General features: G+C 66.3%; 24 protein-coding genes. 15 read left to right on the plus strand and 9 right to left on the minus strand.

Annotated elements, in window-relative coordinates; translation table 11 throughout:
• Position 1: 1 nt before the first annotated feature.
• Positions 2-439, plus strand: a complete 438-nt coding sequence (locus NFG58_RS02135) for a TadE family protein (protein ID WP_124804980.1) — start codon at positions 2-4, stop codon at positions 437-439.
• Positions 440-576: 137 nt separating this feature from the next.
• Here NFG58_RS02135 and NFG58_RS02140 read toward each other — a convergent pair whose 3' ends face one another.
• The 3 genes from NFG58_RS02140 to NFG58_RS02150 all read right to left on the minus strand — a co-directional run bounded on the left by NFG58_RS02140 (position 577) and on the right by NFG58_RS02150 (position 3,423).
• Positions 577-825 (minus strand): YfhL family 4Fe-4S dicluster ferredoxin, encoded by a 249-nt coding sequence (locus NFG58_RS02140; protein WP_045991409.1) that lies wholly within the window; start codon positions 823-825, stop codon positions 577-579.
• A 187-nt stretch (positions 826-1,012) separates the two neighbouring features.
• Positions 1,013-1,492: a pantetheine-phosphate adenylyltransferase gene (coaD, locus tag NFG58_RS02145; protein WP_348827505.1), complete on the minus strand. Its 480-nt coding sequence runs from the start codon at positions 1,490-1,492 to the stop codon at positions 1,013-1,015.
• A complete protein-coding gene (locus NFG58_RS02150; RefSeq protein WP_348828113.1) occupies positions 1,492-3,423 on the minus strand; it encodes a beta-ketoacyl synthase in 1,932 nt (643 codons plus the stop codon). The genes coaD and NFG58_RS02150 overlap by 1 nt, the downstream gene beginning before the upstream one ends.
• A 543-nt stretch (positions 3,424-3,966) precedes the next feature.
• On the opposite strand from NFG58_RS02150, the gene NFG58_RS02155 reads away from it, so the two are divergent.
• Entirely contained in the window at positions 3,967-4,656 is a 690-nt protein-coding gene (locus tag NFG58_RS02155; RefSeq protein WP_045991412.1) for a class I SAM-dependent methyltransferase, read from the plus strand.
• A 59-nt stretch (positions 4,657-4,715) separates the two neighbouring features.
• Here the strand turns inward: NFG58_RS02155 and NFG58_RS02160 are convergent, their stop codons facing one another.
• Positions 4,716-5,621 carry a LysR family transcriptional regulator gene (locus tag NFG58_RS02160; protein ID WP_348827506.1) on the minus strand — a complete coding sequence of 302 codons (906 nt, stop codon included), beginning with the start codon at positions 5,619-5,621 and terminating at the stop codon, positions 4,716-4,718.
• Positions 5,622-5,734: 113 nt separating this feature from the next.
• On the opposite strand from NFG58_RS02160, the gene NFG58_RS02165 reads away from it, so the two are divergent.
• Together NFG58_RS02165 and NFG58_RS02170 are read left to right on the plus strand one after the other, a co-directional pair.
• Entirely contained in the window at positions 5,735-6,151 is a 417-nt protein-coding gene (locus NFG58_RS02165) for a PACE efflux transporter (RefSeq protein WP_124804978.1), read from the plus strand.
• Positions 6,046-6,477: a multidrug efflux SMR transporter gene (locus NFG58_RS02170; RefSeq protein ID WP_083970209.1), complete on the plus strand. Its 432-nt coding sequence runs from the start codon at positions 6,046-6,048 to the stop codon at positions 6,475-6,477. The genes NFG58_RS02165 and NFG58_RS02170 overlap by 106 nt, the downstream gene beginning before the upstream one ends.
• Here NFG58_RS02170 and NFG58_RS02175 read toward each other — a convergent pair.
• Positions 6,471-7,895, minus strand: coding sequence for a mechanosensitive ion channel family protein (locus tag NFG58_RS02175; RefSeq protein WP_348827507.1), 1,425 nt, complete (start codon positions 7,893-7,895; stop codon positions 6,471-6,473). The two genes, NFG58_RS02170 and NFG58_RS02175, sit on opposite strands and share 7 nt — an antisense overlap.
• Positions 7,896-8,210: 315 nt before the next feature.
• Between NFG58_RS02175 and dacB the strand changes: the two genes are divergently transcribed.
• From dacB to glnE, 3 genes are all read left to right on the plus strand, one after another.
• Positions 8,211-9,689: a D-alanyl-D-alanine carboxypeptidase/D-alanyl-D-alanine-endopeptidase gene (dacB, locus tag NFG58_RS02180; RefSeq protein WP_348827508.1), complete on the plus strand. Its 1,479-nt coding sequence runs from the start codon at positions 8,211-8,213 to the stop codon at positions 9,687-9,689.
• A 37-nt stretch (positions 9,690-9,726) separates the two neighbouring features.
• Positions 9,727-10,101, plus strand: a complete 375-nt coding sequence (locus NFG58_RS02185; RefSeq protein ID WP_045991417.1) for a diacylglycerol kinase — start codon at positions 9,727-9,729, stop codon at positions 10,099-10,101.
• A gap of 187 nt (positions 10,102-10,288) precedes the next feature.
• On the plus strand, positions 10,289-13,264 hold the full coding sequence (gene glnE, locus NFG58_RS02190; RefSeq protein WP_348827509.1) for a bifunctional [glutamate--ammonia ligase]-adenylyl-L-tyrosine phosphorylase/[glutamate--ammonia-ligase] adenylyltransferase: 2,976 nt from the start codon (positions 10,289-10,291) through the stop codon (positions 13,262-13,264).
• A gap of 55 nt (positions 13,265-13,319) precedes the next feature.
• On the opposite strand, the gene NFG58_RS02195 is transcribed toward glnE, so the two are convergent.
• Positions 13,320-13,538 carry a hypothetical protein gene (locus NFG58_RS02195; RefSeq protein ID WP_348827510.1) on the minus strand — a complete coding sequence of 73 codons (219 nt, stop codon included), beginning with the start codon at positions 13,536-13,538 and terminating at the stop codon, positions 13,320-13,322.
• On the opposite strand from NFG58_RS02195, the gene aroQ reads away from it, so the two are divergent.
• Complete coding sequence (aroQ, locus tag NFG58_RS02200) at positions 13,525-13,965, plus strand: type II 3-dehydroquinate dehydratase (protein ID WP_108131164.1); 441 nt, start codon at positions 13,525-13,527, stop codon at positions 13,963-13,965. The genes NFG58_RS02195 and aroQ overlap by 14 nt on opposite strands.
• A 7-nt stretch (positions 13,966-13,972) precedes the next feature.
• Here aroQ and NFG58_RS02205 read toward each other — a convergent pair whose 3' ends face one another.
• The 3 genes from NFG58_RS02205 to NFG58_RS02215 all read right to left on the minus strand — a co-directional run bounded on the left by NFG58_RS02205 (position 13,973) and on the right by NFG58_RS02215 (position 16,891).
• Positions 13,973-14,896 carry a DMT family transporter gene (locus NFG58_RS02205; protein ID WP_108448540.1) on the minus strand — a complete coding sequence of 308 codons (924 nt, stop codon included), beginning with the start codon at positions 14,894-14,896 and terminating at the stop codon, positions 13,973-13,975.
• A 163-nt stretch (positions 14,897-15,059) separates the two neighbouring features.
• A complete protein-coding gene (locus NFG58_RS02210) occupies positions 15,060-16,031 on the minus strand; it encodes an AEC family transporter (RefSeq protein WP_348827511.1) in 972 nt (323 codons plus the stop codon).
• A 68-nt stretch (positions 16,032-16,099) separates the two neighbouring features.
• A complete protein-coding gene (locus NFG58_RS02215) occupies positions 16,100-16,891 on the minus strand; it encodes an IclR family transcriptional regulator C-terminal domain-containing protein (protein WP_108448464.1) in 792 nt (263 codons plus the stop codon).
• 357 nt (positions 16,892-17,248) lie between these two features.
• Between NFG58_RS02215 and NFG58_RS02220 the strand changes: the two genes are divergently transcribed.
• From NFG58_RS02220 to NFG58_RS02250, 7 genes are all read left to right on the plus strand, one after another.
• A complete protein-coding gene (locus NFG58_RS02220) occupies positions 17,249-18,637 on the plus strand; it encodes an adenylosuccinate lyase family protein (RefSeq protein ID WP_348827512.1) in 1,389 nt (462 codons plus the stop codon).
• A gap of 183 nt (positions 18,638-18,820) precedes the next feature.
• A complete protein-coding gene (locus tag NFG58_RS02225) occupies positions 18,821-19,642 on the plus strand; it encodes a CoA transferase subunit A (RefSeq protein WP_348827513.1) in 822 nt (273 codons plus the stop codon).
• A gap of 8 nt (positions 19,643-19,650) precedes the next feature.
• Positions 19,651-20,418, plus strand: a complete 768-nt coding sequence (locus NFG58_RS02230; RefSeq protein ID WP_348828114.1) for a CoA-transferase subunit beta — start codon at positions 19,651-19,653, stop codon at positions 20,416-20,418.
• Between the two features lie 72 nt (positions 20,419-20,490).
• Complete coding sequence (gene pcaF, locus NFG58_RS02235) at positions 20,491-21,696, plus strand: 3-oxoadipyl-CoA thiolase (protein WP_348827514.1); 1,206 nt, start codon at positions 20,491-20,493, stop codon at positions 21,694-21,696.
• Between the two features lie 18 nt (positions 21,697-21,714).
• A complete protein-coding gene (locus tag NFG58_RS02240; RefSeq protein WP_348827515.1) occupies positions 21,715-22,893 on the plus strand; it encodes an alpha/beta fold hydrolase in 1,179 nt (392 codons plus the stop codon).
• A 370-nt stretch (positions 22,894-23,263) separates the two neighbouring features.
• A complete protein-coding gene (locus NFG58_RS02245; protein ID WP_348827516.1) occupies positions 23,264-24,091 on the plus strand; it encodes a 3-keto-5-aminohexanoate cleavage protein in 828 nt (275 codons plus the stop codon).
• 456 nt (positions 24,092-24,547) lie between these two features.
• Positions 24,548-24,985: a hypothetical protein gene (locus NFG58_RS02250; RefSeq protein WP_045991427.1), complete on the plus strand. Its 438-nt coding sequence runs from the start codon at positions 24,548-24,550 to the stop codon at positions 24,983-24,985.
• Positions 24,986-25,000: the final 15 nt, after the last annotated feature.

Consider the following 25,000-nt stretch of genomic DNA (forward strand, 5'->3'; position numbering starts at 1 on the left):
CATGCATAGAGGCAAGGGCACGCGGGCGTGCCGCCAGGGCGGAGCAGTGGCCATCGAGTTTGCCATCGTGCTGCCGATCTTCCTGCTGTTGCTGTACGCCCTGGTCAGCTATTCGGTGGCCATGGTGCAGCAGCACCAGTTGACCCAGGTGACCAGCGAGGCGGCCAGGTCTGCCGCGGTGGTGGCGAGCGCCCCCTGGCTCGCCGACGAGGATATGCTGGCCGAGGCCACCCAGCGAGTGCTGGACAGCATCGAGGCCATGGGCTGGCTCGCCGACGATACCCCTGGCTGCATCGAAGGTGCCAGGGTGGCGATCGAGGACGACACCCTCACGGTGTGTCTTGAGCGCTCGCTTTCGATAAAGACCTTGAGCGTGGCGGGCATCAGCGTCCCCGATCTGCCCGACGCCTTGAGTGGGCGGGCGGTGATCAAGCTCTAGCCGGCGTGCCGCCCCTGGCCTTGAAACGACACGAGCCGCCCCTGTGCGGCTCGTTGAGATTTGCGGGTCGTGGCTTGCGAGAGGTGGTGTGCGGGTCGTGGCTTGCGTCGTCGAGCAGGCTTGGCTCGTTGCCGGACTCAGGCAGCGGTGATGATGTGGTACTTCTCCATCAGCTGATCATGGCTCTCGACCCGCTCCGGGTCCAGCGGAATGCAGTCCACCGGACATACCTGCTGGCACTGGGGCTCGTCATAGTGGCCCACGCATTCGGTGCACAGGTTGGGGTCGATGACGTAGATCTCCTCGCCGGGAGAAATGGCGCCATTGGGGCATTCCGGTTCGCAGACGTCGCAGTTGATGCACTCGTCGGTGATCATCAGTGACATTGGGGGTCCTCGCGCAGAGTCGTGGCCACAGGGCCAAGGCAGCGTGCCGCCGGAATCTCGCCGTCGCGAGGGGGCCGGGCAGGCTGCACGGGGGCTCGGCATGGCCGATAGCCACCCTGGAGTTCGGGATCAATGGGAAGACCACGGCCTGGTCGCAGCGCGCCGAGGTCAATTCCCAGTGTGATGGTCAAGTATTGTAATGGCTACGCAGGGTTTGTGCGACCTTGGGGTGCACATGCTTCGATATGTCGCCGCCCAGCCGAGAGATCTCCCGCACCAGGGTGGAGGAAATGTAGGAGTTCTCCACCTCCGGGGTCAGGAACACGGTCTCCAGGTCCGGCATCTGGGCGCGGTTCATGTTGGCCAATTGCAGCTCGTACTCGAAGTCGGAGACGGCGCGCAGGCCTCTCAGCAGCACCCGGGCGTTCTGCCCTTTCATGAACTCCGTCATCAGGCCGGAAAAGCCCACCACCTCGACGTTGCCAAGGGAGGCAACCACCTCGCGGGTCAGCGCCAGGCGGGTGTCCAGGTCCAGCGTCGGGCCCTTGCCAGGGCTCGAGGCGATGGCCACCACCACCTTGCCGAACAGCCGCGAGGCGCGCTCGATCAGGTCATAGTGGCCATTGGTGATGGGATCGAAGGTGCCAGGATAGATGGCGGTGGTCATCACCTCTTCTCCTGTCTCTCGTCAGCGAGCGGCGTGTCCAGCTCGTCGCCGGCTTCGTCGAGCCGGCCGAAGGGATTGTCCACGCTCAGCGACACGGGCTGCTGGTAGCCGGGGATGTGGATGCTGTCGGCACCGACCTCAAGCTCAGGGCCTTCCAGCACGCCTTCACCGAAACGATAGCGCACGGCGAAGTGTCCCGCATCGGCCTGTTGGTGGTAGACGGCGGCCTGGGCCCGGGTCGCCTCGCGACGCTCGCGCCAGGCGGCCATGGCATCGGCGCCGTGGCGCTTGGCCAGCAGCCGTTCGGTGGCCTCGGGGGAGATCAGCACCCCGGTGGCGTTGTTGCCGCCAAAGCCCTTGGCGTTGATCAGGCTGGCGTCGGCCTTGAACGCCTGGGTGTCCTTGAACAGTCGCAGGCGCTCGGCGTGGACGTCGTCGGCGACCCGGTCGAGGGTACAGATGCCCGGCAGCAGGCCGTAGGCGAAGCTGCCCAGGGCGTTGGTGAGCTGGTCGCCGGCGGCGCTGCCCTGGGAGTGGCCAAGGTAGGCCTTGATCGCCACCACCGGCCAGTCGGTGATGCCGTGGGCCTTGGCCACGGCGTCGAACACATGGGACTCGGTGGTGCGGTTCTTCGGCGTCGAGGTGCCGTGGGCGTGGATATAGCTGCGTTCTCGCAGGCTGGTCTCGCCGAGCATGTCGCGAATCAGCGAGCAGGCCTTGCCCAGGGTCACGTAGTTGCCGATGCCGGGGGCCGAGATCGAACGCTTCCAGCCGTCGGCGTTGACGAACACCTCCGGTGCGGCGGCCAGGATATCGGCACCCACTTCCAGCGCCAGGCTGTCGTCCATCAGCATCACGAACTGGCTGGACTCCCCCATGGTAAAGCCGCAGTTACGGGCGAAGGGACGGCTGGCGCGCTGGTAGTCGGCGTCGGTCAGAAGCTCCAGGGCGTCCAGCGCCTTGAGGCTGTCGTCGTCGGCCAGCGCCCCCATGGTGCGAAAGCCCTCGATGATCTCGGGGGTGATCGGGGCGTCCGAGGTGCCGACCATGACGATGCGGCGGCGGCCGCTTCTGATGTCGTCGATGCCCAGGCGCAGGTTGTAGAGGAAGCTGGCGCAGGCGCCCAGAGCGGCGCCGGTGGCACCGACGCTACCCAGCACATAGGCATTGAGGAAGTCAGCGGGCATCTGGCCGTAGCCCAGCGGCATCTGCTTGGAGGTGGCGCGCTTGCCCGAGACGAAGCTCTTGAGCAGGCCTCCCCAGCCCTCGTCGTCGAGCTGACCGATGGAGTTGCCGGCATAGACGGCGATGGCGTCCGGGTCCAGGCGGTCGCGCAGCGAGTCCCAGTCGAGTCCACTGTCACCGAGGCAGTCGCTGGCGGCGAATACCGCCATGGAAAGCCCGCGCGGGTGGTGCACGCTACGGTAGAGCTGACTCGGGTCGAAGCCGCTGGGCAACTGGCCGGCGGCGCGGACCTGGGCCTGGCGGGTCTCTGGCAGCATCACGTCCATCTGGCCGGCGGGTACCGTGACTTCCAGATGGTGGCGATCGACCTCACGCACCTGCCAGGTGGGCGGCAGGTTGTCCGGTAGCTGCCTGCGGCGCAGGCGAAAGGTCAACGGCGATTCCAGCGCCAGGTTGGCGCGGCGATTGGCGGGCAGCCCCTCGTCATTGAAACGGGGGTCCTCGATGCGACGAATCAGGGTGTGACTGAGCACCTGGTCGCGGGTCTCCAGCGCCAGCTGGGCGGCATCGAGCACCTGCCCCTGGGCGTTGTGCCAGCGCTGGTCGGCGTCGCAGTGCGCCAGGCGCATCATCGCCGCCAGGCCGAGCAGGGTGGAGGTCTGCTCGGCCTCGGGAAGGGCGTCGAGCACGGTGCGACGGAAGGCCTGGTGGCCCGAGGTACGGCCGGCCGGGTTGACGCCGCCCATGCCCACGATCACCGGTAAGTGTGACAAGCCGGAGTCCTCGTATTGAAGCGGGTGAAAGGCTCGCTCTCGGAGCGGAGAAACGACATTGAAGGGCGCTGCGACAGACCCGGACAGCCTGGCTGTCCGTGAACGAGGTAAAGACGGCTCGACTCTCGTGTTGCCTTGCAGCGATGGCGTGACGATCGCCTGCAAGCGTCGGTCGAGAGGAGCCTGAACCTCACCATTCTGGCGGCGAGGAGTCGTGCCTCGCGCGATGCCGCGTGCGCCCCAAGCAAAACGCCGTTCGATATTGCCATGGGAGAGGGATTCAGGCCAGCGATGTTAGCACTTGGTCTTGCCTCAGTCATGCGCGTTTCGGTGAAGCCAAGGGGGAGAAAGGCTTGGCGCCGGGGCTCGCGCCTGGTCTCGCTCGACAACGTGAATGGTGAAGGCGGGACGAGTCCTGCGGTGTAAGCCCCTGCTTACGCGTGAGGCACTTGATACACTGCACGCCAGGGCAAGACCAGGTCTTCGCCTCGCCGTTTCCACTGCCCGAGATCGCCCATGTCCGACGCCCCCCGCATCGTCACCTCGAACCAGACCGGCCCCCACGAGGACCTGCCGCGTCGGGTCAGTCGCGGTCTGTCCCATGTCTGGCGCAAGCCGCTGGCCGAGCACACCCGTGAAGCCTTCGCCGAGGCCGAGACCTGGCGCAGGGCTCAGGGTGAGCGAGGGCTTATTCTCGACGCCTGCTGTGGGGTCGGGCTGTCGACCCGCAAGCTGGCCGAGCGGTTTCCCGAGCACTGCGTGATCGGCGTCGATCGCAGCGCCGATCGACTGTCGCGGGACCACGGCCGGCTGCCGGACAACGCCCTGCTGGTGCGCGCCGACCTGGTCGACTTCTGGCGGCTGGCGCTGGCCGAAGGCTGGCGACCGGAGCGCCACTACCTGCTGTACCCCAACCCCTATCCCAAGTCGGTGCAGCTCAAGCTGCGCTGGCACGGGCATCCGGTATTTCCCGCCATCGTCGGCCTGGGCGGACGTCTCGAGGTGCGCTCCAACTGGCGTCTGTACATCGAGGAGTTCGCCATCGCCGTGTCCCGGGCCACCGGCGTCACCACACCGCTGGGCCCCTTCGATCCCGGCGATGACCCGCTCACCCACTTCGAGCGCAAGTACCACGAGCACCACCAGCCGCTGTGGCACCTGGTCGTCAACCTTGACCATCGCCCGGGGCTGATGCCCGGCATGTAAGCGGCCACTCGCCGACTCCCAGGCCGGCACTCTATCAGGGGGGGGGCACGGCAAATGGCTCACCGGGACGAACTGTGCTCCAGCGCGCGGAAGCTTTCGCCCAGGTTCCGGGCGAGCCAGCTGGCGATGGGGCCACGGGCGGCGTCGCGGCGGGCCACCGTTTCCACCTCGATGGTGGGGGGCTCGCCGAGTCCCGGTCCGGTCAGCTCGACCAGCTGGCGACGGAAAGGCGGATAGTGCGCGATGTGCTCCGGCACCAGCGACCAGCCAAGCCCGCGGGCGGTCAACTCGGCCATGGAGTAGAAGCTGTTGAGTCGCCAGTGCTGGGGGCTCAACGGTTGTTCGGCCTGACGGTCTGGCTGGCGCGAGGCGATCATCAGCTGGCGATGATGGGCCAGTTCGCTACGGGTTACCGAGTGGACGCTGGCCAGGGGGTGGTCGCTACCCGCCACCCAGCGCTGGCGCAGGTGGGCGATACGCCGACCCTCCAGCGGGCCGGCGGCGTGGGCCTGGCTCAACAGGATGCCGAGATGGGCGGTGCCCTGTTCGACCCAGTCGGCGACGTCGCCCTGGGCGCCGTAGAGCAGGGTCAGCGACAGCGCCGGGTAGTGTTGCGCCAGTGCCTCCAGAGTGGCATCCACCGGCGGCATCTCGACCAGCGCCTCGTGGATCGCCACCACCAGCTGGGCCTCTTCGCCCTGGGACAGGGTCGCGGCTCGCGCGTTCAGGCGCTCGCACTGGGCCAGTACCGCCCTGGCTTCCGGCAGCAGCGCCTGACCCGCCGGGGTCAGGGTTGGCGAGCGCGAACTGCGGTCGAACAACTCACAGGCCAGATCGAGCTCGAGATGGGCGATGGCGGTGCTCACTGCCGACTGGGCGCGGCCAAGGTGGCGCGCCGCGGCGGAGAAGGAGCCGCGCTCGGCGCAGGCAATGAACAGGCGCAGCTGATCCAGGGTCCAGTGCATGGGGCGGGTCTCACCTATCGTAAAACCTGATAGTAGCTACCTGGCAACCATCGTCCAAGTCACTAGAATAGCGATCCATCGATAGTCATCATGCCGTCGGCGGGGGTAGTCAAATGCGGTCGCTCAAGGAACGCCTGGTCCATATGGTGTCGTTTGAACTCGGCGGGCTGGTGATCGTCACCCCGTTGGCCAGCGTGCTGACAGGCCACGGTCTGGGTGAGATGGGCGCGCTGGCGGCGGGGCTGGCCACCGCCGCCATGCTCTGGAACCTGGTCTGGAACTGGCTGTTCGATCGCTGGCTGCCGACCCGTCGGCGCACCCTGTCCCAGCGTTTCGCCCAGGCCATGGGCTTCGAGACCGGGCTTCTGATCATGACCCTGCCGGCGGTGGCCTGGTGGATGGAGATCGGCCTGGTCGAGGCATTCTGGCTCGACGCCGGCTTCATGCTGTTCTTTCTGGTCTATGCCATGGTCTTCAATTCCCTGTTCGACCGCATCGTCGAACGTCGACTCCACGGAGCAAACGGATGAGCTACTTGTACCTGGCGCTCGCCATCGTGGCCGAGGTCATCGCCACCTCGGCGCTCAAGGCCTCCAATGAGTTCACCCGGCTGTGGCCAAGCGTGGTGGTGGTGGTCGGCTACCTGGCGGCCTTCTATCTGTTGTCACTGGTGCTGCGCAGCGTGCCGGTAGGCATCGCCTACGCCTTCTGGGCGGGGCTTGGCATCGTGCTGGTGACCCTGGTGGGTATCGTGGTCTACGGCGAGAAGCCAGACCTTCCCGCGGTGATCGGATTGGCCATGATCGTGGGAGGTGTCGCTGTCATTCAGCTGTTTTCCTCGGTGTCCTCTCACTGATGGGGTGGTTCGTCGTGTGACCGGGTTGAGTCGTTGCCGCCCAGCAGGTCGGTGCGGCCTTCCGGCGGCGTCGTAGTGCCGATGGACTGCTCGATGGCCCGGCGTTCGGTCTCGAGGCCGCCTTCGGCACTGGTGACGTCGGCATTGTCGCTGGCCGGGACGACGTTGCTCGGTGCTGTCGTGGCTGGTGTCGCGACTCCCTGAGGCGGCTCGACGGCGGAGACTTCTGATGGGGAAACGACGGGTACACCCTGGGGAAAGATGATTTCCCGGGCCTCGTCCGGCATCGAGATACCGGCTTCGGTCAAGGTGTTCTTGATCTGGCGCAGTACTGCCGAGCGCAGCTTGACGCCGGCGATGGTCTGGCCGTCAAACCAGAAGTAGGCCTTGAGATTGACCGTGGATGCGCCAAGGGCATCGACCAGTACCATGGGTTCGGGGTGCGCGATGATCGCTTCGTGCGCGGTCAGAACCTGATGGATCAGCGTCTGGGCATGGGTGACAGAGTCATCGTAGCCGATGCCGATATCGACGCTGGTCCTGAGGCCTGGTGAGGTGGAGTAGTTGATGACGATCGTCTTGAAGATCGTGGCATTGGGAATCTGAATATGATTGCCCTCGGCAGACAGCAGCACCGTCGAGCGGGCGTTCATGCTTTGCACGATTCCGCTGTGCTCTGCGACGGTGATCCAGTCGCCGCGACGAAAGGGCTGGCGTATCGACATGATCAGCGTGGCCAGGAAGTTCTCGGCGATGTCGCGAAAGGCAAAGGATACGACAATGCCGATCATGCCGGCGCCGCCGACCACGGAGAACGCCAGGCCGGTCAACCCGGCGACCTGCAGGATGAGATAGATGCCGAGCAGCAACACAGGAAGGGCGATGGCACGGGCCAGCACCTGGCGTAGAAAGGGCGAGGCGACACGCTTGCGCAACAGACGCCTGGCCAGCGCCGAGACCAGGCGTGCAAGCAGCCAGGCCAGCGGCAGCACCAGCAACGCCAGCAAGGCCAGCGGTACATAGGTCAACGCCTCGCGGCCAAAGCGCCCAAGTTCGTCGATGACCGGCGTCAGTGACAGCGTGAATTCGGGCTGCACCTCGATGCGATTGACGACGGCAACAACGCCCTCGGTCTTGGCGGCCAGGGAACCGGCCCAGTCGCGGTGGTTCCCCGAGGCCGTCGCACCGTCCAGGTAGACGATGCCTTCCTTGACCTCGACGTCGAGACCACGATACCAGCCGGCCGAGGCCAGAATGCCGGTCAATCGACGTTCGATATCGGCATCCTCGGTGCGCTCGGAGACCGCGATCGTCTGGGTGCCCTCGACGCTCGGCGCCTCCTGGGCACGTGCGCTGCTGTCGAGTACGACGTTGCCAAGCATGGTGCCAAGGATCAGTACGTACAGGATCCCGCGCATGGCCTTTCTCCACGAATGCAAGTCGCTTCTCAGCATGCTGGTATTTTCCTGGCTTAGCCACTGCAGGCTGTGCTTGGCTGGCGCTGTTTCTGCTCGTCGATACGCGCGGTCGTGCGTCGGGTGACGTCGGTCGAATTAGGCGGGTGGTTCTCCGAGGATTGTGAGAATCGTCACCAATCCGCCGCCGCCCCGGTGGCGTAGAGCGCGGCGTGGTCATGTCATCAAGCTATAGTCGAATCCTTGGACGCCAGGCGGTAGACTCGGCCCTCGTTGCGCCGCATGGGCGCAACGCCCGTTCATCGCAGGGAAGTCTTCATGTCGCCTCGCTCGCCATTCGCCTGGCCCGTTCTCCTCGTTTCCGCCCTGGTGGCGTTGTGCCTCACGCTGTTGTCCGCCGCCTCGGCGCAGGCCGCCGGCTTCGGCAATCTGGCCGAATTATCCAAGCAGGGCTTTCTGATCAGTGCCGAGGCACGTCTGCTCGGCACCGGTGATGCGCCCGGCGAGACCCTCGGCAGCCTGACCCCGGAGCGCCAGCTCACCCCGGCCTCGGTGACCAAGGTCTACACCGCGGCAGCGGCGCTGGATGCCTGGGGCCCGCAGCATCGCTTCACCACCGAGTTCGTCAGCACCGCGCGCCCGGGAAGCGACGGTACCCTGGCCGGCGATCTGGTGATGGTGGGGGGAGGCGATCCCAGCCTGACCAGCGAGGACCTGTGGCGCCTTGCCCAGCGTCTGCACCAGGCCGGGGTGCGCCGGGTGACCGGACGGCTGGTGGTCAGTCAATGGCGCTTCGGTCCGGTGACCTGCCGGACCATCGATCGCTGCACCGCCCGCGAGCGCTCCGACAACGCCTACAGCGCGCTGCTGACGTCGGCCGGGGTCAACTACGGTAGCTGGTGCGTGCAGGTGGCGCCTGGCGCCGTCGGCGGCCCGGCGCGTATCACCGGCTGCAACAGCCAGGCGCCGCTGTTCGCGGTCAACAACAGGGTCACCACCCAGGGCGCCAACGCCGGCACCAGCCTGCAGGCGACCCGGGTCAATGGCGCCGAAGGCGAGACCCTGACGGTCAGCGGCCAGATTTCGTCCAACGCCCTGCCGCGCGAGGTCTACCGCGCCAGCGCCGATCCGGCGGCCCAGACGGCGGCGACCCTCAACGCCATGCTGGCGCGCTCCGGCATCCTCGTCGAAGGCGGCGTGGCCACCAGCAGCGAGGCGCCCCCCAGCGGCGCCCGTCGCCTGGCAGCGGTGGACGGCAAGCCGCTGCAGGAGATCCTGCTGCGCATGCTCAACTACTCCAACAACTACATGGCCGATGTGCTGGCGCTGGATCTGGTGGAGGGGCCGCGGGTCGAACTCGATCAGGCCGGTGCGGCGCTGGAGGCCTTCGTCGCCCGGGTGCCCGGCCACGGCGAGGTGATCCTGGAAAGCGGCAGCGGCCTGACCACCGGTAACAAGATTTCGGCCCGGGGCGGCAACGCCCTGCTCGAGTACATGTTCGGGCAGGCGGACCTGTTCCCGGTGTTCAACGCCGGCCTGCAGGCCCCGACCAACGGCCCCATGCGCTTTATCCGGCGCGGCTCGCCGACCTTCCAGAGCCACGTGACGCTCAAGACCGGCACCCTCAATCAGCCGGTGGCGGTACGCGCGGTGACCGGCTACTTCCGCACCGCCAGCCACCGCTTCGGCGTTTTCACCGTGCTGGTCAACGGCACCGCCAACACCCCTTACATCAGCTGGGCCAGGGTCCTTGACTTGGTATCCCTGGATCTCGACCGCATGATTGCCAACCACTGAGGGGCCGGGAGCGCCCCTTTCGCCACGAGGAACCCTCATGAAGCCCGGACACACCGGCTGGCGCCACCTGATTCACTCGACGCGTTACTCGCTCAAGGGCCTGCGGGCCGCCTTTCGTCACGAATCTGCCTTCCGTCAGGAGCTCGCGCTGTGCCTGGTGCTGGTACCGCTGGCCTGGTGGATCGGTGACACCCCGGTGGAGTGGATCCTGCTGGTCGGTAGCTGCTTCATGGTGCTGATCGTGGAACTGCTCAACAGTGCCATCGAGAGCGTGGTCGATCGCATCGGCCCCGAGCGCCATGTGCTGTCCGGTCGGGCCAAGGACATCGGCTCGGCGGCGGTGATGCTGTCGCTGGCGATGGCGGGGCTGACCTGGGGACTGCTGGCCGTGGAGAAGTTCCTGATGGCATAAGCGGCCGTGCTCACACGACGGGGCTTGCCTGATGGCCCAAGGGACCGTGCTCACATGCCCGGGCTTGCCCGATGGCCCAAGGGACCGTGCTCACACGCCCGGGCTTGAGTATGCTCAGGGGAGGAGCACAGGCCCAGGCCCGCCGTGATCTGCGCACGGGGGCGACGAGTGAACAAGGAGAGCCGCCATGCAGCTGAGCCAGGATTTCTTGCCCCGAGACGACATCCCCACCGCCCTTGTCGGCGCCCTGGATGCCGCCTGGGAGCGCCTTGCCTCGCGGCTCGAACAGGCAGACAACGTCGCCGAAATGAGCGGCAATGAGCCCCCCGGCGAACTTTATCAGGCGCTGGAGCCCCATCGTCAGGTCGAGCTCGCCCGGGTGCTGGCGATCTCCGAGTTCGCCTGCGAGACCCTGTGTCGCCATCCCCAGTGGCTGGGTTGCCTGGACTCCAGCGGTGAGCTGGATCGTGCCTTGACGCCCGAGGCGCTCAGGCAGCTGCTCGACGAGGGCCTCGAGGCCGCCGAGGATGAAGCCGCCATGCAGGCGGCGATTCGGCGCTTTCGTGCCGCGCGCATGCTGGCCATCGTATGGCGCGACATCAACCGTCCCGAGGGCGTCGACGCCTGGGCCACCGGTGCCGCGGTGTCGCGCCTGGCCGAGGTCTGCCTGGAAGGGGCGCTTGGCTGGCTCGAGCGCTTTGTCGAGGCCCGCTGGGGGCGTCCGGCCCCGCGCGAGGACGGCAGCGAACAGCGCCTGGTGGTGCTCGGCATGGGCAAGCTGGGCGCCGGCGAGCTGAACCTGTCGTCCGACATCGATCTGATCTTCGCCTACCCCGAGAAGGGCGAGACCCAGGGTGGGCGCAAGTCGCTGGACCACGTCGAGTACTTCACCAAACTCGGGCAGAAGCTGATCTCGGCGCTGGACCCGGTGACCGCCGACGGCTTCGTCTTTCGCGTCGACATGCGCCTGCGCCCGCTGGGTGACGGTGGGCCCCTGGTTGGCAGCTTTTCTTCGCTGGCGGGCTACTACCAGGATCAGGGCCGCGAGTGGGAGCGCTACGCCATGCTCAAGGCGCGCCCGGTGGCCGGCGACATCGACGCCGGTTACGAGCTGCTGTCTAGCATCCGTCCCTTCGTCTACCGCAAGTACCTGGACTTCGGCGCCATCGAGTCGCTGCGCGAGCTCAAGGCGATGATCAATCGCGAGGTCCGTCGCAAGGGCATGCAGGGCAATATCAAGCTGGGGCCCGGCGGCATCCGCGAGGTGGAGTTCATCGTTCAGGCGTTTCAGCTGATCCGCGGCGGGCGCGATACGGAATTGCAGGTGACCTCGCTGAAGACCGCCATGCAGCGGCTGCCGGAGTTGGGCCTGCTGCCCCAGGAAGTGATCGACGAACTGCTGCCGGACTACGCCTTTCTGCGCGACCTGGAGCACGCCATCCAGGCCCTCGAGGACCGCCAGACCCAGGCGCTGCCCGACGACGACCTCGACCGCGAGCGGGTGGCGCTGGCCATGAACGCCCAGGGCTGGCCGGCGCTGATGGCGCGTCTGGATGAGGTGCGTGGGCGGGTGCGCAAGCACTTCGACGCGGTCATCAGCGACCCCGAGGACGAGGTCGAGGAAGACGGCGTCGACGAGGGCGCCAGTCTCGATACCTGGCGCCAGCTATGGCGCGGTGAGCCGGACGACGACGAGGCCCAGGCGACACTGCAGGACGCCGGCTTCGACGATGCCGCCACCGCACTCAAGCGAATCAAGGGACTGGCCGGGTCACGCCAGGTTCAGGCCATGCAGCGGGTGGGCTACGAGCGCCTCGATGCACTGATGCCGCTGCTGCTGGACGCGGTGGCCGAGAGCGAGGCCCCGGATGCGGCGCTCGAACGGGTGCTGCCGCTGATCGAGGCGGTGCTCAGGCGTACCGCCTACCTGGCGCTGTTGCGCGAGAACCCCGACGCCCTGGGCCACCTGATGAAGCTGTGCGGCGCAAGTCCCTGGATCGCCGAACAGATCGCCCGCTACCCGATCCTGCTCGACGAGCTGCTGACTCCGGATACCCTCTACACCCCGGCGGACAAGGAACGCCTGGCCGACGAGCTGCGCCAGACCCTGGCGCGGATTCCCGAGGACGACGAGGAAGCCCAGCTCGAGGCGCTGCGGGTGTTCAAGCACGCCCAGGTGCTGCACGTGGCGGCCTCGGACATCGCCGGCACCCGCCATCTGATGAAGGTCAGCGACTACCTCACCTACATCGCCGAAGTGATCCTCGATGCTGTGCTGGCCATGGCCTGGAAGACCCTGACCCGCAAGCACGGCTATCCGCTGGGCAAGGACGGCGAGCGTGCCGGTAAAGCACCGGAGTTTCTGATCGTCGGTTACGGCAAGCTTGGCGGCATCGAGCTTGGCTACGGCTCGGATCTCGACCTGGTGTTCCTGCACGACTGCGCCTCCCAGGGCGAGACCGACGGCAAGCGGGTCATCGACAACACCGTCTTCTTCACCCGGCTGGGCCAGCGCATCATCCACCTGTTGTCGGCGGTGACGCCGGCCGGTTCGCTCTACGAGGTCGACATGCGGCTACGCCCCTCGGGCAACTCCGGCCTGCTGGTCAGCCCGCTCAAGGCCTTCGCCGAGTACCAGCGCGAGCAGGCCTGGACCTGGGAGCACCAGGCGCTGGTGCGCTCCCGGGTGGTGGCCGGCGACGCGACCCTGGCCGAAGGCTTCGAAGAGGTGCGCCGGGAGATCCTCGGCCGCGAGCGCGATCGCGAGGCGCTGCGCGAGGAGGTGGTCAAGATGCGCCACAAGATGCGCGATCACCTGGGCTCGAAGGGCTCCGACGATACCTTCGACCTCAAGCACGACCCCGGCGGCATGGTCGACATCGAGTTCCTGTGTCAGTACGCGGTGCTGGCGCTGTCTCACCAGACACCGGAGCTGATGCGCTTCAGCGACAACATGCGCATCCTCGAGACCCTGGAGGAGACCGACCATCTCGAGGCCGGCGAGGCCCAGGCGCTGCGCGACGCCTACCTGGCCGCGCGCAGCGCCAACCACCGCGCCGCCCTGACGCGGGAAAGCGCCCGCGGCGACGTCGAGGCGTTCAAGGACCACCGCCGAGCCATCATCGACGCCTGGAAAGCCTGGCTCGAGCCTGAACAGGGGTGATTGACGGCGGGGCCCAGCCCCGCTCGAGTGGTACATCGCAAGAGGGCGAGGCACGTCAGGGCAACAGGGCAAACACCTGATGAAGCGACATGCCTGAGGGTTCAAGCGTCGCAACTCGCTGCCGGTTCGCGCCAGCCGGTTCGTGGTCCTGGGCGTGGACGCCTTCAGGCACTTCTGTGAGGATGAGCGAAAGCGTGCCGCCGACGAGCAGGCCGTCTCTCTTTTGCCCACCACCGGCATGAACTGTTGAAGGAGAATCCTTGATGAGTGGCAAGGTACTGGTCCTGCATGGCCCCAACCTCAATCTGCTGGGCACACGCGAGCCCGAGATCTACGGCCACGAGACCCTGGCCGATATCGACAACGCGCTGCGCGAGCACGCCGTGCTCGAGGGGTGGGAGCTCGCCAGTCGCCAGAGCAATCACGAAGGTGAGCTGATCGACGCCATCCATGCCGCGCGTCTCGATGGCACCGTCGCCATCATCATCAACCCTGCAGCCTATACCCACACCTCGGTGGCGATCCTCGATGCCCTGAACGCCTTCGACGGCACGGTGATCGAGGTGCACCTGTCCAACGTGCACAAGCGCGAGAGCTTCCGCCACCACTCCTACGTCTCGCTGCGTGCCGATGGCGTCATCGCCGGGCTCGGCAGTCAGGGCTATCACGCCGCCCTGGATGCAGTGATCAGAAAGGGCTGACGCCGGATCAGCGATCGCGCCCCCGAGTCAGCGCCAGGGTGATGCCGGCGGCGCTGATCAGCGCCGCGCCGATCCAGGTCTCCGGGCGTGGCACGTCGCCGAAAAAGATGAAGCCGAACAGCGCCGCCCAGACGATCTGCAGGTACAGAAAGGGCGAGACCAGCGAGGCCGGCGCGTAGCGCATGGCCAGGATCAGCGTGAGCTGACTGGCGGCGCCCATCAGGCCGACAAAGACAAACAGCGGCAGATCCCCCAATGCCACCGGGGTCCAGAAGGCCGGGACCACCGCCGAGCTGACCAGGGCGCCGGCAAGGCCCGCGTAGAACAGCGAAGTGAGGGGATGGTCCTCGCGCCCGAAACGTCGGGTAGACAGCTGGTAGAGCGCGAAACAGGCGGTCAGGCCGAAGGGCAGCAGAATCGCCGGGTTGGCGCGCCAGTCCACCGGGCCCACGCAGATCACCACCCCACCGAAGCCCACCAGGATCGCCAGCCACTGGCGCCAGCCGACCCGCTCCTTGAGCAGCGGAATCGCCAGCAGGGTCACCAGCAGCGGCGAGCTGAAGTTGATGACGTAGACCTGCAGGATCGGCAGGGTGCGAAAGGCCAGGTAGGCGAAGGTGCTGGCCCCCAGCAGCAGCAGGCCACGAACGAACTGGCCGCCCAGGGATGACGTCTTCAGCATGGCCATGCCCGGGCCGCGTCCCAGGTAGACCAGGTAGCCGGTCAGCACCAGCATATGGCCAACGTAGCGCGCCCATACCACCTGCACCGGCGAATAGTCCTGGGCCAGGGTCTTGACCCCGGTGTCGAGCATGCAGAACAAGAGCCCCGCCGCCAGCATGAAGGCGATGCCCTTCATCGGCCGGTCGCGGTTGAGGGCCTGTGGCGGCGTCAGGGGCGTAGTGTCTGGTGTCGATGAAGGTGTGGACATGGCGGGCCGTTGGCGGTCGAAGCGGGACGGCGACATTCTGCGCCGACAAAAAAGTAGCAAGCTAAATGATGCCTTTCATGGTACGTGAGCCAGCAGTCGGTCGCCAGCGAGTCAGCCAGGGTTGGGCATCAGGCCTCAGTCAGTTGTCGGCACCGCGGGAGGTTCAGCCAAGCAGCGGCATCAGGCCGGTGTGTGACAGCGCCCACAGGACGATGCTAAGGGTCACGAAGCTCGATAGCGTGCTTGCCATCAGGGCGGCGGCACCCACGCCCTCCATGCCGAAGCGCTGGGCGATCAGCGGGTAGATGCTGATCATCGGGCAGGCGGCAAAGATCATGGCGCCGGCGAAGATCAGGGGGGGCAAGGGCGCCAGGACGGCCTGGAACGCCAGCAGCATGCCCAGCACCAGCAGCGGGTGGAGGACCAGCTTGCCGAGCATGATCTGGCCCATGTCCTTGACCATGCCGCGGATCTTGAGGCCGTACAGGGTGCCGCCGATGACGAACAGCGCAGCGGGCCCGGCGGCGCCGGCCAGCAGCTCGATGGTGCGATCCAGCGTCGCCGGCAGGCGTATTCCCAGTGCCGCCAGTGCCAGCCCCAGGCTCAGCGAGATCAGGATCGGGTTGCGGACAAGCCTGGTCAGGGTCTGGCGCAGGGCATCACCGGCGCGGGTGTCGCGCTGCTGACCGACCTCGGCCAGCACAAGGGCGCCGGGAATCACCAGCAGGATTTCGACCATCATGGTGTGGACCATGATGATACCCGCAGCCGCCTGACCCAGCGCCAGGGCAGCGATCGGGTAGGCGACAAAGCCGCTGTTGGAGGCGGACATGCCAAGGGCCTGGATGGCCCGCTCGGTGGGGGACTTCTTTTGGCGATTGCGCGGCAGCCACAGGCAGGCGACGAAGGTGGCCACGGAACCCAGGGCGTAGGCTGCCAGCAGCGGTAGACTGATCACCTCGCCAAGGGAGTTGCGGGTCAGGGCGCCGAGGATCAGTGCCGGCAGCGCGGCATACAGCACGAAGTTGGCGACACCGGAGAGCTGCACCGGCGACACCAGGTTCCAGCGCCGGGCCAGAAAGCCGACGCCGATCAGCAGAAAGATCGGTGTGGTGATGGAGAGTATTGCTAGCATTCAGGCCTCCCTGCCATTGTCATACTTCCCCATATGCGCCTGTCCCCGGTGCGCTCAGACAAGGACGATCAGCTCACGTTGGCACGAATCTGGCGAGCCTTGCCCTGGAGCAGCGGCAGGTAGCGCTCAAGCAGGGTGTCGTGGTCGATTCTGGCGGCGTTGGTGCTGATATTGATCGCGCCGATCAGCTCGCCGTTGGCGTCGAAGGCGGGTACTGCCAACGAACGCAGCCCAGAATCCAGCTCCTGATCGACGATGGCATAGCCCTGCTGACGAGCCTGGAGGATGGCGCGCTTGAGCTCAGCCTTGTCGGTGATCGTCTTGTCGGTGAAGCGCTCGAGGGTGGTGCGTTCGATAAAGGCATCCAGTTCGTCGTCGGTCTTCTGTGCCAGCAGCATGCGCCCCATCGAGGTGTAGGCGGCGGGCAGCCGCGTGCCCACCGACAGGGTGATGGCCATCAGCCGCTGGCGCGACGCCGAGCGCGCCACATAGGTGACCTCATCGCCGTCGAGTACGCCAAGAGAAGAGGATTCGCCGCTTTCTGTGGTGATGTCCTCGAGCACCTGCTGGATCAGGTGCTGATAATTGTTGGCGGACAGGAAGGCGTAGCCGAGCTTGAGCACTCGCGGCGCCAGCTCGAAGTGGCGGTGGTCCTTGCGCACATAGCCCAGGGCATGCAGCGTCAGCAGAAAGCGTCTGGCGCGAGCACGGTTCATGCCGGTGCGCGTCGCCACCTCACTCAAGGTCATCCGAGGGTGGGCCTCATCGAAGGCCAGAATGACGTCGAGGCCGCTGGCGAGGGCAGTGACGAAGTCGCGGTCATCCGGGCTCAGGGCGGCGTCGGCCGGTGCCGTATCCATCGAGGTGTCCTTTTTTCAGATTCGAGTGTCACTAAGATCTAGTGTTGCAGTGATCGAGCGCCACGACGTGAGAGCGTTGTACAGCCCGAGCGACGATGATAGCAGGGCAGCGTCCGGATACGGCCCCCGATGTCATGGCGGCGAGAAGACATTCGTCTTCTGTGAGCGACGGTTTGCTCCCGTGTTGTCGATAATCTAGCATGCTTGTTCGAGGTGCGAACACCTGTGCGACTATTGGTGGAGCGGCCATGCTGTCGCCATCGCGTGTCCTTGTCGTTGCCTCCTCGCTGCTATCCCCTTGAACTCGCCCCGGTCGATACGCCCCATTCGCTCCCCCAGAAGAAGAGGAACCTTGCCATGTCCGACGCCCTGCTGAGCCATCCATTCATGAGCCAGAGTGCCCTGGAAGCCTGTCGCGACGATGACCTGGTGGCCTCGATGCTGGCCTTCGAACTCGCCCTGGCGCGCGTCCAGGAAGGTGTCGGCGCACTGCCAGCGGGCAGCGCCGGGCGCATGGCGGCGGCGCTTGAGCATCATAACTTTGACACCGCGGCCATCGCCCGGGGTATCGCCAGCGGCGGCAACGCGGCGATCCCCTTCGTCAAGGCCGGGCGAGCGGCGTTGCCGGACGAGCTCAAGGCGTGCTGGCACCAGGGGGCGACCAGCCAGGATGTGGTGGATTCGGCGCTGATGCACCTGCTGACGCCGCGCCTGGCGAGCCTGGATGGCCTGCTCGAGCGCTGTCGCAACGCGGTTCTCGCGCTGATGCGTGACCACGAGCAGACGCCCATGGTCGGCCGTACCCTGATGCAGCAAGCGCTGCCGATGACCTTTGGGGTCAAGGCGGCCCAGTGGGGCATCGGGCTCGAGCGCGCGCGACGCCGGCTTGGGGATATCGCCGCCGAAGGATTGCCGGTGCAGTTCGGCGGTGCAGTGGGGGTGCACTCGGGCTGGGGGGAACAGGGGCTCGAGCTGATGCAGGCCTTGGCCGAGGAGCTTGGCCTGTCCTGCCCGGTACTGCCCTGGCATACCGACCGCCAGCCGATCCATGCCTTGCAGACCGCCCTGGACGCCGTCGCCGGGGCGCTGGAGAGCCTGGCGCTGGACGTCGCCCTGCTGACCCAGACCGAGGTTGGCGAAGTCAGCGAGCCGAGCGCCCCTGGCATGGGCGAATCGTCGTCGATGCCGCACAAGCGCAATCCGGTACGCTGCGCCCTGATTCGCGGCGCGTCGCGTCGGGTGCACGGCCACACCACGGTGATCATCGGTGCCGTGGCTCAGCCGCTGGAACGGGGCCTCGGCGAGTGGCACGCCGAGTGGGCACCGCTCAGCGAATCGGTGCTGCTGGTGGAAGGGGCGCTGGAGCAGGCGGCAACCCTGCTGGAAGGACTCGAAGTACATCCTGAGCGCATGGCCGCCAACCTGGCGTTGACCGGCGGCGCGATCATGGCCGAGCCGGTGGCGCGCCTGCTGACACCCCACCTCGGCAGCGACAGGGCCAAGGCGCTGGCGGCCGAGGCTGCCGAAACCGCGCGCCGTCAGGGGCGTCCTTATCACGAGGTCTTGCACGGAGTGCTGAAGGCGGAGGCGGGCGAGCCATCCACCGCAGAGCAGAGCAGTGAGGCTCCCCGGCTGCCCCCCGATATCAGTGTCGAGCAGCTCAAGGCCGCCACCGATCCGGCGTTATACATTGGTAGCAGCCGACAACAGGTCAGCAAGGCCAGGGAGTGGCTGGAGCAACGCTAACACGTTGATTGATCGGTAGAAGAACGAGAAGGGGCGGGAGCGGCGTATGCCGTTCCCGCCCTTTTTGCGTTTGACGGCTCTGACGATCGGCAGTAACTTGTTCGTATAACAAACCTACGTTCACATAGCGAACAAGGCTGTTCTGTCCACCGCATTGGTTCATCGTTAACAGAGGCAACCCACATGGCCGAGATCCTGAGTCTTGACGAAGCGGTAAGGCGCTACGTCCATGACGGCGCCACCGTCGCCATGGAAGGCTTTACCCACCTGATTCCTTTCGCCGCCGGGCATGAGGTCATTCGCCAGCGTAGGCGCGACCTCACCCTGATCCGGATGACCCCGGACCTGGTCTACGACCAGTTGATCGGTGCCGGCTGCGTGAAGAAGGTGATCTTTTCCTGGGGGGGCAACCCTGGCGTCGGCTCGCTCCATCGCCTGCGTGATGCGGTGGAAAAAGGCTGGCCCCACAAGGTCGAGATTCTCGAGCACAGCCACGCCGCCATGGCCTGCGCCTTCGAGGCCGGCGCCGCCGGATTGCCGCTGGCGGTGCTGCGCGGCTACGTCGGCAGCGAGCTGCCCAACGTCAATGACCAGATCAAGTTCATCGAGTGCCCCTTCACCGGCGAGCGCCTGGCGGCGGTACCCTCGGTGCGCCCGGACGTCTCCATTGTTCACGCCCAGAAGGCCGATCGTGCCGGCAATGTGCTGGTCGAGGGGATCATCGGGGTGCAGAAGGAAGCGGTGCTGGCAGCCAGCCGCGCCATCGTCACCGTCGAGGAGATCGTCGATGACCTGGACACCCACCCCAACGCCTGCGTGATCCCAGGCTGGGCCATCGACGCCATCGCCATGGCCGAAAAGGGCTCGCTGCCGTCCTACGCCCACGGCTACTACCCGCGTGACAACCGCTTCTACAAGGAGTGGGACGCCATTGCCCGCGACCGTGACGCCTTCACCCGCTGGATCGACGACAACATCATGAACACCGCGGAGGACGCCCGATGAGCACCGCAATCGACTACAGCGCCAGCGAGATGATGACGGTCACCGCCGCCCGGGCGCTGGAAAACGGCATGACCTGTTTCGTCGGTATCGGCCTGCCGTCCGAGGCCGCCAACCTGGCGCGACTGACCCATGCCCCTGAGGTGGTGCTGATCTACGAATCCGGCACCCTGCAGACCAGGCCGGACGTGTTGCCGCTGTCGATCGGCGATGGCGAGCTGTGCGAGTCGGCGCTGACCACGGTGTCGGTGCCGGAGATGTTTCGCTACTGGCTGCAGGGCGGCAAGGTCAGTGTGGGCTTTCTGGGAACCGCCCAGATCGATCGCTACGCCAACCTCAACACCACCCTGATCGGCGACTACACCGCACCCAAGGTTCGCTTGCCCGGTGGCGGCGGCGCCCCGGAGATCGCCACCAACGCAGGTGAAGTGTTCATCACCCTGAAGCACTCGCCGCGGGCCTTCGTGCGTGACGTCGATTTCATCACCACCCTGGGCTTTGGTCGCGACGGCAAGGGACGCGACGGTGTACCCAATATCGGCAAGGGGCCGACTCGCGTGATCAGTGACCTGTGCGTGATGAAGCCGGACCCGGAGGATCGTGAACTGACGGTGGTCTCGCTGCATCCCGGCGTGACGCGCGAGCAGGTCCAGGAGGCCACCGGCTGGGATATTCGTTTCGCCGCCGAACTCGAGACCACGCCGGTCCCCAGCGACCATGAACTCGAGGTGCTGCGTGAGCTGAAGGCACGCACCGATCGTGCCCACAGCGGCCAGTAACCCGCCCTCCCGCATCTTCCCCCTTCCCCGACACACCCTGCGCCAGTGCGCGGGGTGCTCAAGGAGTCCGACATGACCGACGTCTTTCTCTGTCATCCCCGTCGCAGCGCCATCGGGCGCTTCGGTGGCACCCTGGCAAGCGTGCGTCCCGACGACCTGGCCGCCGACATCTTCAAGGCGGTGCTGGCCCAGGCGCCAGAGCTTGATCCCGGCGCCATCGAAGAGGTCTTCATGGGCTGTGCCAACCAGGCCGGCGAGGACAACCGCAACGTGGCGCGCATGTCGGCGCTGCTGGCGGGCCTGCCGACCTCGGTGCCCGGTACTACCATGAATCGTCTGTGCGGTTCCGGCATGGATGCGGTAGGCACCGCCATGCGCGCGATCAAGGCCGGCGAGATGGATCTGGCCCTGGCCGGCGGTGTGGAGTCGATGTCCCGGGCGCCTTACGTCATGGGCAAGGCGGAAGGCGCCTTTTCACGGGGGCAGCAGATCGAGGACACCACCATCGGCTGGCGCTTCGTCAACCCGCTGATGAAGAAGCTTCACGATACCCACTCGATGCCCGAGACCGCCGAGAACGTGGCCGAACAGTTCGGTATCTCCCGCGCCGATCAGGACGCCTTTGCCGTGCGCTCCCAGCAAAAGGCTGCCCAGGCCCAGCAGGAAGGTCGCTTCGCCGAGGAAATCACCCCCATCGAGATCCCCCGGCGCAAGCAGCAGCCGCTGGTGTTCGACATCGACGAGCATCCTCGCGCCGGCACCACCCTGGAGAAGCTGGCCGCCCTGCCGACCCCCTTCAAGGACAATGGCAGTGTCACCGCCGGCAACGCCTCCGGGGTCAACGACGGCGCCTGTGCCATGCTGGTCGCGAGCCAGGCGGCGGTGGAGCGCCATGGCCTGGTGCCGATGGCGCGTATCGTCGGCATGGCCACCGGCGGGGTGGAACCGCGCATCATGGGCTATGGCCCGGTCCCGGCGGTGCGCCGGCTGCTCGAGCGCAGCGGCGTTACGATCGACGAGATCGACGTGATCGAGCTCAACGAAGCCTTCGCCGCCCAGGCCCTGGCCTGTCTGCGCGACCTCGGCGTCGCCGACGATGACCCCCGGGTCAACCCCAACGGCGGGGCCATCGCCCTGGGCCATCCGCTCGGCATGTCCGGGGCGCGCCTGTTGATGACCGCCGCCCACGAGCTCAACAGGAGCGGCAAACGCTACGCCTTGAGCACCATGTGTGTAGGCGTGGGGCAGGGCATCGCCACCCTGATCGAACGGGTATAGAGGAACAGGAGAGAGGTCATGGCATTTCTGAATATCGAAGGACGCAGTGTCGCGTATCGCCTGCTCGGCGCCGAGGCCAATCCTCTGGTAGTGCTGGCGCATCCGCTGGGCATGAGCCAGGCGGTGTGGGACGACGTCCTGCCGGCGCTGCTGCCACGCTACCGGGTGTTGACCTGGGACCTGCCCGGTCACGGCGCCAGCCAGGCCTGGGGCGACGGGCCGATCACTCCGGCCGAACTGGCGAAGGAAGCCATCGCCCTGGCCGACCACGCCGGCGCCGGCCGCTTCCACTTTGTCGGTACCTCCATCGGTGGCGTGGTGGGGCAGCAGCTGATCAGCGAGCACGGCGAGCGCCTGCTCTCCGCCGCCCTGACCAACACCGGGGCGGTGATCGGCACCAGCGAGCTATGGACCACCAGGGCCGAGCGTGTGCGGCGCGAGGGCCTGGCGGCGATGTCCGGCGAGATCGTGCCGCGCTGGTTCGCTGCCGCCTGCTTCGACGCCGAGCCGGCCCTAAAGGCGGGCTGGTGCACCCAGATGGGGCGCGGTGACGACGAGTCCTACGCGCTGCTCTGCGAAATGCTGGGGCGAGATACCTTCACCGGCAAGCTCTCCGGCAAGGGCGTCAAGGTGCAGCTGTTCGGTGGCAGCGAGGACCTGGCGACGCCACCGGCCACCCTGGAGGCCCTGGCGGCCGAGTGCGACGGCGCCCCGCTCGAGGTGCTCGAGGGCGTCGGTCACGTGCCTTCGGTAGAGGCGCCAAGCCGATTCGCCGAGAAGCTGCTGGCGGTGATGGCGGTGGACCTGGGCGATGTGGGCGCGGAGGGCGTCGATTATTCCACTGGCCTTGCGACCCGCAAGCAGGTGCTGGGCGAGGAACACGTGGCCCGCTCCACCCACAATGCCAACAGCCTGGACACTCCGTTTCAGCAGATGATCACACGGCTGGCCTGGGGCGAGCTGTGGTCCAACGACGACCTGACGAGACGCGAGCGCAGCATGATCACCACCGGCATTCTCGCCGCCCTGGGGCGCGAGGAGCTGACCCTGCACCTGAAGACCGCCCAGCGTATCGGCCTCAGCGAGGCGGAGCTGCGTCAGGTGCTGATGCACGTGGCCATCTATGCCGGCGTGCCGGCGGCCAATCATGCCTTTGCCCTGGCCAAGGAACTGGGTTGGGGGACGGTGGAGCCCTGAAGGTTCGTCGTCATACGTTTGATGGTAGCCACTGAATGAAGGTGACGGGGAGCCCCATGTCTGGTGATGTCGGCCTGTGTCTGGCGGCTCCTTGTTCCTGCGTCAGCATCCCCGGCGCGAGCGTGCCTGATGCCGTCGTGAAACGGTGCGGACGTCAGTTCGCCGGCCCGCATCGGCAGACCTATCGTCAGTAGGACCCCGGTACCTGGCATCGCCTTCGAGCCTGCCTCTGTTCGCCTGCGGCATCTCGCTCCACTTGCAGGCCCACCGTTACTTCAAGGATGAGCTCGGGACCAATGTCGCCTGCCCGTCGTGGGGCTGCTCGTCTTGGTTTTCCCTATCTTAGCGTTTCGATAACAAGAGAGGACTCATGTCTACTCCCTGCATCATCTGTGTCGCCATCACTGGCAGCGTGGGCCGCAAGGAACATAATCCGGCCATTCCCGTGACCATCGAAGAGCAAGTCGAAAGCACCCAGGCGGCCTTCGAGGCGGGAGCCGCCATCGCCCATTGTCATGTGCGTAACGACGATCAGTCGCCCACGTCGGATCCGGAGAAGTTTGCCAGGCTGATGGAAGGCCTGAAGACCCATTGCCCGGGCATGATCATCCAGCTTTCCACCGGCGGTCGCTCCGGGGCCGGAGAGGCGCGCGGCGGCATGCTACGCCTCAAGCCCGACATGGCAAGCCTCTCGGTGGGCTCCAATAACTTCCCCAACCGCGTCTACGAGAATCCGCCCCAGCTGGTGGAGTGGCTCGCCGACGAAATGCTCAAGTACGACGTCAAGCCCGAGATCGAAGCGTTCGACCTGTCGCATATCCATCAGGCGGTGGCTCTGTCGAAACAAGGCAAGCTCAAGGGGCCGCTTTACGTCCAGTTCGTCATGGGCGTCAAGAACGCCATGCCGGTGGACAAGCCCACCCTCGACTTCTACGTCGAAACGCTGAATCGGCTCGCACCGGACGCCCAGTGGTGCGGCGCCGGGATCGGGCCCAACCAGGCCCTGCTCAACGAGTGGTCGATCGCTGCGGGCGGGCATACCCGCGCCGGGCTCGAGGATAACGTGCGCCTCGATCGTCATACCCTGGCTCCCTCCAATGCGGCCCTGGTCGAGCGCGTCGTGACCCTGTGCGAGAAGTACGAGCGGCCGGTGGCCACCTGGCAGCAGGCCCGCCGGATGCTCGACCTGACTGAATGATCGGGAGGCATCTTCAGCCTATGGAAGGCTGGCTCTCGGGCTGGAACATCCGCCATAGCTGGCGATGGCCGTCTGGGCTGCTTCCCCATCGGTTCGTCTGCTGCTGATCGAGAAGCGCCTGTATCGGGGGCTCAGGCTCCCTGAAGGGCATGCGCCGGCCCTTGCCAAGGAGCTGGGCTGGGGAAGCGGCGAATCATCGGCATGAGGGACATGGTTTGCCGCTTGGGGTAAAAGAGTGGTAAATAGCTGACTCACGGAGCACAGAATCCTCCAGGCAGGCAGCAAGGCTTCCTGGCCGTTGGTGACTTGCCATGCCATAGGTGGCAGGGCAACCCTGCTGCTCCATTCGTGGATCCTCGGTCAGTTGCTAGACTTGGCAAAAGGAGAAGGAGAGGATTCCGTCAGGCAGGGAGTGCCCGATGCATGCCCGTTTCGGCAGCAAGAGGTCAACTATTGATGTGGTTCAAGACGTTTGTGGCGATACTGCTCGGCACCCTGATGGCGAATACGGCGTCGGCAGAGTGGCGCTACACCCAGGCCCACCAGATGTTCGGCGACGCCCCGGCGGCGCGAGTCGATGATGGCAGCGGTCATTCTCTGGCACTGGTGTGCTGGAACGGTGTGCCCATGGTATCGGTGGCCGGTTATGCCTCCCAGATGGGCGCCGATCGGCGCAAGCCGCTGGAGGTGCTGGTGGACGGCATCGGGTATCGCCTGGAGTCACGCCACTCCCCCCACGACGGCGTGTGGTTCGCCCCGTCTCCCCTCGGTTTGACCAAGACCCTGCAAGGCGGCAACGTGGCGGTGGTCACACCCCAGGATACCCGTCCCTCACGCTTCCCGCTGAGTGGCGCCGACGAGCCCATCGAGCGCGTGCTGGCAGCCTGTCGCTAGCGCTGTCGGCGTGGT

The organism is Halomonas sp. RT37 (genome assembly GCF_040070525.1).
GTDB classification, from domain to species: Bacteria; Pseudomonadota; Gammaproteobacteria; order Pseudomonadales; family Halomonadaceae; genus Halomonas; species Halomonas litopenaei.

What these genes read in the sequence shown, in the direction of transcription:
- NFG58_RS02135 (WP_124804980.1), top strand. Translation starts at nt 2, where the DNA reads ATGCATAGAGGCAAGGGCACGCGGGCGTGCCGCCAGGGCGGAGCAGTG.
- NFG58_RS02140 (WP_045991409.1), bottom strand. Translation starts at nt 825, where the DNA reads ATGTCACTGATGATCACCGACGAGTGCATCAACTGCGACGTCTGCGAA.
- coaD (WP_348827505.1), bottom strand. Translation starts at nt 1,492, where the DNA reads ATGACCACCGCCATCTATCCTGGCACCTTCGATCCCATCACCAATGGC.
- NFG58_RS02150 (WP_348828113.1), bottom strand. Translation starts at nt 3,423, where the DNA reads ATGGGCGGCGTCAACCCGGCCGGCCGTACCTCGGGCCACCAGGCCTTC.
- NFG58_RS02155 (WP_045991412.1), top strand. Translation starts at nt 3,967, where the DNA reads ATGTCCGACGCCCCCCGCATCGTCACCTCGAACCAGACCGGCCCCCAC.
- NFG58_RS02160 (WP_348827506.1), bottom strand. Translation starts at nt 5,621, where the DNA reads ATGCACTGGACCCTGGATCAGCTGCGCCTGTTCATTGCCTGCGCCGAG.
- NFG58_RS02165 (WP_124804978.1), top strand. Translation starts at nt 5,735, where the DNA reads ATGCGGTCGCTCAAGGAACGCCTGGTCCATATGGTGTCGTTTGAACTC.
- NFG58_RS02175 (WP_348827507.1), bottom strand. Translation starts at nt 7,895, where the DNA reads ATGCGCGGGATCCTGTACGTACTGATCCTTGGCACCATGCTTGGCAAC.
- dacB (WP_348827508.1), top strand. Translation starts at nt 8,211, where the DNA reads ATGTCGCCTCGCTCGCCATTCGCCTGGCCCGTTCTCCTCGTTTCCGCC.
- NFG58_RS02185 (WP_045991417.1), top strand. Translation starts at nt 9,727, where the DNA reads ATGAAGCCCGGACACACCGGCTGGCGCCACCTGATTCACTCGACGCGT.
- glnE (WP_348827509.1), top strand. Translation starts at nt 10,289, where the DNA reads ATGCAGCTGAGCCAGGATTTCTTGCCCCGAGACGACATCCCCACCGCC.
- NFG58_RS02205 (WP_108448540.1), bottom strand. Translation starts at nt 14,896, where the DNA reads ATGTCCACACCTTCATCGACACCAGACACTACGCCCCTGACGCCGCCA.
- NFG58_RS02210 (WP_348827511.1), bottom strand. Translation starts at nt 16,031, where the DNA reads ATGCTAGCAATACTCTCCATCACCACACCGATCTTTCTGCTGATCGGC.
- NFG58_RS02215 (WP_108448464.1), bottom strand. Translation starts at nt 16,891, where the DNA reads ATGGATACGGCACCGGCCGACGCCGCCCTGAGCCCGGATGACCGCGAC.
- NFG58_RS02220 (WP_348827512.1), top strand. Translation starts at nt 17,249, where the DNA reads ATGTCCGACGCCCTGCTGAGCCATCCATTCATGAGCCAGAGTGCCCTG.
- NFG58_RS02225 (WP_348827513.1), top strand. Translation starts at nt 18,821, where the DNA reads ATGGCCGAGATCCTGAGTCTTGACGAAGCGGTAAGGCGCTACGTCCAT.
- pcaF (WP_348827514.1), top strand. Translation starts at nt 20,491, where the DNA reads ATGACCGACGTCTTTCTCTGTCATCCCCGTCGCAGCGCCATCGGGCGC.
- NFG58_RS02240 (WP_348827515.1), top strand. Translation starts at nt 21,715, where the DNA reads ATGGCATTTCTGAATATCGAAGGACGCAGTGTCGCGTATCGCCTGCTC.
- NFG58_RS02245 (WP_348827516.1), top strand. Translation starts at nt 23,264, where the DNA reads ATGTCTACTCCCTGCATCATCTGTGTCGCCATCACTGGCAGCGTGGGC.
- NFG58_RS02250 (WP_045991427.1), top strand. Translation starts at nt 24,548, where the DNA reads ATGTGGTTCAAGACGTTTGTGGCGATACTGCTCGGCACCCTGATGGCG.